General features: G+C 46.3%; 9 protein-coding genes. 8 read left to right on the top strand and 1 reads right to left on the bottom strand.

Annotation, left to right across the window (positions count from 1 at the left end):
* The first annotated feature begins 254 nt into the window (after nucleotides 1-254).
* Genes SDD30_RS16880 through SDD30_RS16890 form a run of 3 tightly spaced genes read left to right on the top strand, consistent with a single transcriptional unit; the run spans nucleotide 255 to nucleotide 2245 of the window.
* Nucleotides 255-896 (top strand): radical SAM protein, encoded by a 642-nt coding sequence (locus SDD30_RS16880; RefSeq protein ID WP_434076099.1) that lies wholly within the window; start codon nucleotides 255-257, stop codon nucleotides 894-896.
* A 57-nt stretch (nucleotides 897-953) separates the two neighbouring features.
* On the top strand, nucleotides 954-1565 hold the full coding sequence (locus SDD30_RS16885; RefSeq protein WP_434076100.1) for an SPASM domain-containing protein: 612 nt from the start codon (nucleotides 954-956) through the stop codon (nucleotides 1563-1565).
* Nucleotides 1562-2245, top strand: a complete 684-nt coding sequence (locus SDD30_RS16890) for a hypothetical protein (RefSeq protein WP_434076101.1) — start codon at nucleotides 1562-1564, stop codon at nucleotides 2243-2245. The genes SDD30_RS16885 and SDD30_RS16890 overlap by 4 nt, the downstream gene beginning before the upstream one ends.
* A gap of 277 nt (nucleotides 2246-2522) precedes the next feature.
* On the opposite strand, the gene SDD30_RS16895 is transcribed toward SDD30_RS16890, so the two are convergent.
* A complete protein-coding gene (locus tag SDD30_RS16895; RefSeq protein WP_434076102.1) occupies nucleotides 2523-2825 on the bottom strand; it encodes a hypothetical protein in 303 nt (100 codons plus the stop codon).
* 371 nt (nucleotides 2826-3196) lie between these two features.
* Between SDD30_RS16895 and SDD30_RS16900 the strand changes: the two genes are divergently transcribed.
* The 5 genes from SDD30_RS16900 to SDD30_RS16920 all read left to right on the top strand — a co-directional run.
* On the top strand, nucleotides 3197-4681 hold the full coding sequence (locus tag SDD30_RS16900; RefSeq protein ID WP_434076103.1) for a cytosine permease: 1485 nt from the start codon (nucleotides 3197-3199) through the stop codon (nucleotides 4679-4681).
* Complete coding sequence (locus SDD30_RS16905; protein WP_434076104.1) at nucleotides 4681-5331, top strand: aspartate racemase/maleate isomerase family protein; 651 nt, start codon at nucleotides 4681-4683, stop codon at nucleotides 5329-5331. The genes SDD30_RS16900 and SDD30_RS16905 overlap by 1 nt, the downstream gene beginning before the upstream one ends.
* 34 nt (nucleotides 5332-5365) lie before the next feature.
* On the top strand, nucleotides 5366-6022 hold the full coding sequence (locus SDD30_RS16910) for an aspartate racemase/maleate isomerase family protein (RefSeq protein ID WP_434076105.1): 657 nt from the start codon (nucleotides 5366-5368) through the stop codon (nucleotides 6020-6022).
* A gap of 988 nt (nucleotides 6023-7010) precedes the next feature.
* Entirely contained in the window at nucleotides 7011-7730 is a 720-nt protein-coding gene (locus SDD30_RS16915; protein WP_434076106.1) for a GntR family transcriptional regulator, read from the top strand.
* A 252-nt stretch (nucleotides 7731-7982) separates the two neighbouring features.
* The coding region (locus tag SDD30_RS16920) for a thymidine phosphorylase (RefSeq protein ID WP_434076107.1) at nucleotides 7983-8842 on the top strand (860 nt) is incomplete at its 3' end.

The raw sequence follows: 8842 nt of genomic DNA on the forward strand, positions 1-8842 counted from the left end.
AATTTTTTTTGCTAGCGTTGTCTAGTGAGATTGTTGCCATTATTGGTTAATCATGGTACATGCAACTGCACAGGTAGGAATATTTCGGTGGGATACTTTTCCATACAGGTACCGGAGCTCTGATTGATGTCGATAGGAAAGCCTATGCGTTAATATTACTTCTCGACAAGATTGGCGTAGCCGACGTTAACGAACTCGATAGCATCTGGTACAACGCCTATGGTAAGCGTCTTGATCGCGCTGCGGCGATGCGGATGGTAAAAAAACTGCTGGCGCTGCAAATACTGGTCGTAATGCCGCAAGGCATTCTGAAAAAAGATTGCTCCTTGGATCAGAGTAACCGTTGTAGAATAGAGTGGCCTTCCACCCAGGTTTTAAGCGCTCCGGAAACCGTGCATTGGGCGGTTACCTTTGCATGTGACGCGGCCTGTCCGGACTGTTACGTCCGCCGGCATCAATTTAAATTCACCACTGAGCTTGCAACAAAAGATGCCCTGAAGGTTATCGACAAGATTGCCGCAGCGGGAGTTTTTCAGCTGGCCATCGGTGGCGGGGAGCCGTTTTTAAGGGCCGATCTCGCTGCCCTCGTCACCAGGGCGTGGGAAAGAAACCTTGTTGTCCACCTGACTACAGGCCGGTATCAGCATAAACCCAGTAACTTCAGAAAGATTATCAAATATATCAAGTGCCTGCAGATCGGTATCAAAGCCGACATATTACTGGAACAACCGCAAAAAGAGCGAGAAAAGCTAAGCTGGGTAATTGAACTGTCCGGCGAGCAGGGGATTAGCGTGGGCGCAAATTTAATCTTGTCCCGCTCGGTGATTGACAGATTTGAGCGCATCGTCGCCTTGTTGTCGGCAGCAGGATTCGAGCAAGTGACGCTGCTACGTTAAAAGCCGCCGGGAGATGTAAACCGCTGGCGAAAAGAAAACCCTGATCGGGATACTTTTTTGGAACTAGAAAGGAAATTAGCGAAGACAGTGGATACCTACCCTTATATCCGGTTCAGAGTCGACTGCGGGCTGGCTTTTTTACAAAGAAAACTGCCTTCGCAAAAAGCGATGCACGCTGGGGTTAAGGGATGTACCGCGGCGGATAGGATATTGGCCATGGCTCCGGACGGAACCCTATTTCCGTGTTCCCAGCTGGTCGGCGACGAATTATCCGCGGGCAATTTGCTGGCGGATGATTTTGCAAGCGTGTGGACAAACAGCAGCATTTTAAAAAGGTACCGGAACTTCCGAAAGAGCAAGGTGCTTAAGGACAGTCATTGCGGTCATTGCGCGGCTAGGCTCCATTGTGGCGGATGCCGGTTGTTTGCTGCCGATGCTCTGGGAGCTGACCCGGGCTGCCCTGACCCGCTCCTTTCTCCATCGGAACACCAAAAATACATCAACAAAGAGGACGACATTATTTGGGAAATCCAAGAAAGCATTGGCCATACAGACTGGGGGTTTCCTTACGCGACCTTTGAAGAAATAAAAGGATGGTTGGAGGCCGAGGAAAACTATGGCTATCCTGAATGGTTGATTAAAAATAACCAAGGGGGAAAACGGAATTGAAAATCATCAGCGTCAAAAGCGGTTTCGCCCCAGACCACAGTTCAACGTCATATGAATTTCTGGCCGTGGACAGGCCCTTGGGCAAAAAGGAAAGGGCAGCGGTGGCTTCATTGTCCAGAAGAGCCAATCCGACCTCCCGGCGGGTCGGTTTTATTTACCACGTTGATGGGTATGACATCCCCGGTGGATGGATTAGTCTTTTAGAGAAGTATTATGATGTTATGTACCGGGAGGATTACGACTGGTGGACGCTGGCCATCGCCTTCAACACTTCTCTGGAGCAAATAGCCGAATTAACAAGGTACGAATTTTATGGCGAAGACGATTTAGGCGTGGAAATCAACCAATCCGGCAACCGGGTAATAGTTATCATCAACTGCCGGGTTGATCTTTCCTGCATTGAAGAAAACTATCATGATTACTACGAAAACGACGAGGAAGATGAAGAAGACGAACAAGTAGGACCAGATGCCGGCTTTGCGTCAGATAACGAATTGCTTGACCTGCTCTGTCAGGTCCGGGAACAATTGATCGCGGGTGATTACCGGTCTTTGTATGCCGTCTGGCAGAAGTATGGGACCAGTGAAGATGAAGACCTGGAGGACGAAACCCCGCCTATACCTCAAGAAAAAAGTGCAGGTAAAGATGTTATAAAGAGGTTCTTAAACGTTTTGGAATAACCGCTCTCTTTATAATCCACGGGCCCACCAGGTCAAAGGTGAAGGGGTATCCAGGACGGGCAGGATGTATAGTTGCGGTACCATATACTATACTTTGCTTATGTTCGCTATCTTTTTGCCTGCTGCCAGGGAGGATTTTATTCAGGCCCGGGTACATGGGTGGTAATTAGGCGTTATATATAGAACCGCGATAGGTATTACGTACGTTATGTTATTACGTACGCTCTATCACGGCAGATCCAGCCCGGGACTTACCGGGCCTTTATTTTAGGCAATTTCATGCACTCGTCTTCATCGCTATTTCTTCCTGTAACCGCACCAGCAACTCGATGACTCGGCGGGAAGCCTGGCCCAGCTGCTGCTGCAGCCGGCCGGCGGTATCCCGGTCGCCGGCGTTGGCGGCCATCTCTTCCATGGCGGCGGTGGCTTCCTGCAGTTGCTCGGCCTGGTCGGCAGCGGCAGCGGCCATCTGGCCGACGAAGATATTGGTGTTGGCGGCAAAATTGACGACGCGGCTCAAAGCGACGGTAACCTCCGATGGCAGCCCGCTTGGCTTTATTTGGCCGCCGGCACTCGCCATTGGCCAACTCTTTACGGGTCTCAGCTGCTAGAAGGGCACTTTGGTTAAATTGAAGCAGGGCTTTTTTCTTCTGGTTTTTTACTGATGCACTGTTCCCGGCAGGGGCACTCCCGGTATCAAACCTATATATCTTAGATAGGCTGTAAAAATTGAAGCTTAATAGCGTATTAGAAAGTTAATATGGCCATACAGGTTTATAATAAGCTTGATTTAAAGATGTAAAAGATGCATAATAAAGTTAGACGACTAACAATTATATTTTCTACTTTTTACCTTTGTTATTTTATTTTAAAGGAGGGTGAAAAAATCTTATGTAAAGACACGGGATTAGATGCCAAGTATCAAAAATTAAAAAAAGGAGTGAGTTAAAAATGGCACAGACAAACAGGATGTCACTACTATTATGGAATGAAGATATCGCTCCGATACCGCCGGAAAAAAGGACCTGGGGGAGCTGGACTCTTTTTGGAATATGGGCTTCAATCGCTGCCCCCTCATCACTTTTAGTAGGTAGCGTAGGCATTACATTCGGTTACAATTGGTGGCAAGTTTTACTTATTTCACTGTTCGGCGATCTTATCACTCTATTTCCCCTTATTGTGCAAGCTCATGGAGCAACTAAGTACGGCCTAGCGGAACCACAACTGGACAGAAGCCGATTCGGTATCTGGGGGACGTTTATTCCTTCGTGGGCTCGCTTTTTTGTTGGAATGGGGTTCTGGGGAGTCCAGACTTTTCTTATTACCGAGGCTGTTGTGGGCATGTTACTGATTATAGCAGGGCAACAACAGCAGTTGGCCTCTTTTGGGGCACTAACGCCAGCCGTGATGGCGGAACACTATCCACTTCTTTTCTGGGGCGCCTTTTTAAGTATTGCATTAGTTCAATATTTTATTCTTATTAAAGCACGACCGATTTTTGGCTCTCCTTCTTTAAAAGTGCTTGGCAACTGGATGCCTTCGATATCAATAGCAACACTTACTATTGTCTTTTTGTATTTTATTATTCAATATCGAAACTCTTTAGGTCCAGCATTACATGCCCCAGCGGCACCTATTACTTTAAGTACCCTCCCGATTTTTCTCGTATATTTAGTTTCTAACATTCATTCTACCCAAGTTATAAGTTGGCCCGATATGATGCGTTTCGCTCGTTCAATGCGCTCTATGATACTGAGCCAGATTGGGCTACCTGTAGTCTATACCATAACAGTACTTTACGGGGCTCTTATGACCGGAATAGTAAAAGATCTTACCGGTAAAGCTGTATATGATCCTATATTGCTTGTCGCTAGCTACATGCACCCATCTGCTTTGGCAGCTTTAATACTATTGATCTATGCAGGTTTACTGATGAATACTAATATTTTCAGTAATTCTGTTCCTCCGGTTTATGATCTTTGCAATACCTGGCCCCAATATTTAAATTGGAATCGGGGAGTAATGGTAGTGACTGTACTTGGTATCGCTGTTGGCGCTTGGTCTTTATATGCTCAGGGGGCATATGTCTATTTTAATACATGGATTTTACTAGTTGCTTCTTTATTAGGGCCAGTGGCTGGCATTATAGTGGCTGATTATTTGATTATCCATCGTGGACATATCGATGTAGAGGATTTATATCGGATAGAGAGTAGGTACTATTACTGGAAAGGTTTTAACATTGCTGCATTTGTTGCCATGGGGCTAGCCCTTTTGCTTATTTTTGGTGGAAAAATTGGCTTATCTTATCCAGGATGGCTGTATGTTAACAAAGCCTCGTGGTTATCAGGATTTTTCCTATCCATTATTTTTTATCTTGTCATTAAAAAACTGTTTCCTGTTTTATCATCCCCGAAAGGAAGTGTAGAAGAGTAATGCTAACCGCTTTAATTATCCGCTCTTCTGAAAATGTTACGATTGTAGGGGATCTGGAACGTTATTATCCAGATGTTCGCTGGATAGATGTCATTATGCCTTTCTTACCGGGGCGTGGAGAAACTCAGGAGGAACGGCATCAGATTTTAACATTTTTAACAGCAATGAGGAATAAATATCCTGAAATCAATTTTGTCCTTTATGCGCGGTCGTATGGAGTATTTTCAGAGGAAGGTCGCGCAGCTATTAGTTCAATTTTTTCAGTACCAGTTATTACTGCAACTGGCGCTATAATATCGAAACTGCGTACTTTAAAAGCGAACAAATTATATGTGATTACTCCCTACGGTCAGACCCGGCATGGTTATGAGCTTAAATGGTTAAATGAATATGGATTCGAAATTATAGCCTCAAGCTGCCTCGGGCATGATGCTGGAGAAGAAATTCTAGCCATCAAGACTGAAGAGGTAGTAGCTGCTTTAAAATTAACAAATTCGCTAAAATCGCGTTTAGATGGCATATATGTTGCCTGCACATTTTTACGTACCTTGACAATGAATGAAGAATTGCAGCAAGTTGCGTCTGTGCCGGTAGTTACCGCTACTGGGTCTATGTTATGGGAATTGGATCAGCTTCGCAATGCCTTATAAATTTTTAAGGAAGTGTTAAGGAAGTGTTAAGGAAATGTTAAAGAGAAGGCCAACCGCTTTGCTTCTTCGGTCACCAGAGAATCAAGTTCACCTGGAAGATATGAAGCGTTATTATCCAAAGGTTGATTGGATTGATGCTCCGATGCCCCCCCTGCCTGGGCATGGCGAAAAAAAGGATGAGCGAGATCAACTACTGGTGTCGTTGGCGACGGCCAAAAACCAATATCCCATCACTGACTTTGTTATATATTCACGGGCCTATGGGGCGTTTTCGGAAGAGGGCCGGGCGGCTATTGAGTCAATCTTTTCCGTCCCGGTTATTACGGCACCAGGCGCCGTCCTCGAACAATTGCATACCCTGGGCGCGAGCAAACTGTATGTAATTACTCCTTACGGCCAGGCCCACCACGATCATGAGTTAAGATGGCTATACGAACAAGGCTTTGAAGTTATAGCGTCCAGCTGTTTGGGGCATGATACGGGAGGAGAGATTCAGAATCTCCTGGCCGCGGATATAGTTGCTGCCTTGCGGCCAACCTTTTCTCTAAAATCTGGTCTCGATGCAGTATATATTGCTTGTACTGTTGTACGAACCCCGGCGATGGCTGAAGATCTGCAGGATGCTGCCACTGTGCCAATAGTTAGCGCAACCCAAGCCATGCTGTGGAAGCTTGAAAAGCTTGTTGGTTAAGCGGTTAATAAGATTTTAACATAGAAACCCAAGATTGGCGACAATAATTGAGTATTACCGAACCCTTTGAGGACAGGAGAGATACCTCCAAGTCTTAGGATGCGAAAGCACTTTTGATGCCCATCAGGTAAAACGTGTACTAAAAAAGTAGAAAACTGGTTGTAGTGACGAAACTGATTTTGATGATTACCTTAAACCCTTGGTATGCCTAGTGCTGGTAAATTTTGTCGCCAAACTTGGGCAGAATTAATAAAATATAGTTGACCGGCTTCTTCATTCCGGAGAAACCGGTCAATCTATTGTAAACGATAAAAATTTAGTTATCTACCTTCGAAAAATACCTTTGCCCCAAGGTGACGTTGTGTTGTTGCGTGCATTTTAGTTTTTACAAAGTAAGGCTTATGGTTCAACTTTAGCCTCAGGCATGGTTTCACTGGTACTGCCGTAGACGAAATAAAGTCTGTTTCTAATTCTAAATCGGAAATATAACTACTCAGGCCACCGTCAATGTTAACTATCGCCAGTGTTTTCTATGCCGTAAGTCCCGTGAAGCCGGCTAATATATAGGCTTCAAAGGGTGACTGGCCAGGCAGGCTGAGTAGTTACTTGGAAATTATCTTTTCTGATTCCGGCACAAAACCCCCTCAAAATAACTACAAATCGACATAATGTAGCAGGAAAAGAACTCATAACGGCGAATCATAAAGATATAGACAGATACGCGAAGCAATAGTAACCACGTTGGGTTTCAGGGGGATAGAATATGTTCATGAAGAACAAATCACATTTACAAATAGAACTATTCAATACCAGTACTTTGATGTACCTCGGGACAATGGCTCAGGCTCGCCACTAATGTGACTATATCGACTATAAGATGCCATTTTTGATATGAAGAGTTATTACGTACCTGGCGTGAATTAGTTATTTTGGGGTTCTTGTACCAGAATCAACTAATAAATATTTGATAAAGTGTAGGTGAGTTTAGGTGGGAGGTATTAATAGGAGGCCTTTATACGAATCGGTGTTAAATGAAATTAAAGAAATGATAAAGGAGGGTTTCTGGCAAGAAGGGCAGCAATTACCTTCAGAAGTAGAATTGGCCAAAAATTTCAGGGTAAGCAGAGTAACGTTGCGTGAGGCGATGAGGAAATTGGAAGAAGAAGGAATGATTGTTAAATATCAGGGCCTTGGTACTTTTATAAAAAAGCAACCTCTGATTAAAGGTGGATTAGAAGAGCTTTTTAGTATCACTTCTCTTATAAAACAGCAGAATATGAATCCCGGAACGTCAGATTTTACTGTGGAGAAAATTCCCGCGCGGGAAATTGAGGCTAAAAACTTGCATATAAATCGGGGCGAATTGATTTATAGAATTGAAAGAGTGAGAACGGCTGACGGAATCCCTGTAGTTTATTGTATAGATAGATTGCCTGCAAATATTATAGGACCTGATTTCCAGGACTTTAAAGAATCCCTCTTCACTTTTTTAGAAAGCAAATATGATATTAGAATAACTCATGCCGTATCTGAAATTAAACCCATCAAACATGATAATATTGCTGAGAAGAAGCTTGCCTTTGAGAAAAGCGATATCCTGCTGCTATTAGATCAAGTTCATTATAATGAAAAAACCATGCCCATCCTTTATTCGTCTAATTATTTTAATGCCAGTAAGTTTAAGTTTTATATAGTGAGAAGAAGATAGACCCTAGCTAGGGGATGTCCCTAATTTCGTAAAATTTGAAGGTGGCGGTCTCTAGCCCCTTTGTGGTATAACAGGGGTGGAAAAAATAACTAAAGGAGGTACCGCCACCCATGCCATCATATCACAGCAAGACCACTAAACGTCAGGCCCAAACAACCAGATTCGTGTAACTCGTCCTGAGGTAGTAAATTAATGAATTCCGAGTTGAAACCAAGAATCAATTTGGATTAATTTCCGGGAGGTAAATATAACATGCAGATGCTCGATTTAATCCGCCGTAAGCGCGAGGGGCAGGCCCTGGCAGCAGCGGAAATCGAGACCATGATTCACGATTATACCGACGGAGTAATCCCCGACTACCAGATGGCCGCCTTCCTCATGGCCATCTACTTCCGCGGTATGAACCGGGTGGAGACGGCCGCCCTGACCCGGGCGATGGTGGCCTCCGGCGAGCAGGTCGATTGGAGTTCCATTCCCGGCGTCAAGGTCGACAAGCACAGCACCGGCGGCGTGGCCGACACCACCACCCTGGTGCTGGCACCCCTGGTGGCCGCCGCCGGGGTGCCGGTGGTTAAGATGTCGGGTCGCGGTTTGGGGCATACCGGCGGCACCATCGACAAACTGGAGTCCATCCCCGGCTTTCGGGTACAGCTGACGCGGGAAGAGATGATCCGTCAGGTGAAAGAGATCGGCCTGGCGGTCACCGCCCCCACCGGGCAGCTAGCCCCGGCCGACGGCAGGCTCTACGCCCTGCGTGACGTCACGGCCACGGTAGAGAGTCTCCCCCTTATCGCCAGCAGCGTCATGAGTAAGAAGATTGCCGCCGGTGCCGACGCCATCGTCCTGGACGTCAAGGTGGGCAGCGGCGCCTTTATGCCCGACCTGGATTCCGCCCGGGAACTCGCCCGGACCATGGTAGCCCTGGGCCGGGAAATGGGCCGGCGGGTGGTGGCCGTTATCACCAACATGGACGAACCCCTGGGGATGATGGTGGGCAACGCCATGGAGGTGCGGGAGGCCATCGCCGTTTTAGCCGGCGGCGGGCCGCGGGAATTGCGGGAGGTCTGCCTCACCCTGGGCAGCCAGATGCTCCTGCTGGCCGGGGGCAGCGG

This window comes from Moorella naiadis (nom. illeg.), assembly GCF_051020825.1.
In the GTDB taxonomy this organism is placed as follows: domain Bacteria; phylum Bacillota; class DSM-521; order Neomoorellales; family Neomoorellaceae; genus Neomoorella; species Neomoorella naiadis.

What these genes read in the sequence shown, in the direction of transcription:
- SDD30_RS16880 (WP_434076099.1), top strand. Translation starts at nt 255, where the DNA reads ATGGTAAAAAAACTGCTGGCGCTGCAAATACTGGTCGTAATGCCGCAA.
- SDD30_RS16895 (WP_434076102.1), bottom strand. Translation starts at nt 2,825, where the DNA reads ATGGCGAGTGCCGGCGGCCAAATAAAGCCAAGCGGGCTGCCATCGGAG.
- SDD30_RS16900 (WP_434076103.1), top strand. Translation starts at nt 3,197, where the DNA reads ATGGCACAGACAAACAGGATGTCACTACTATTATGGAATGAAGATATC.
- SDD30_RS16905 (WP_434076104.1), top strand. Translation starts at nt 4,681, where the DNA reads ATGCTAACCGCTTTAATTATCCGCTCTTCTGAAAATGTTACGATTGTA.
- SDD30_RS16910 (WP_434076105.1), top strand. Translation starts at nt 5,366, where the DNA reads ATGTTAAAGAGAAGGCCAACCGCTTTGCTTCTTCGGTCACCAGAGAAT.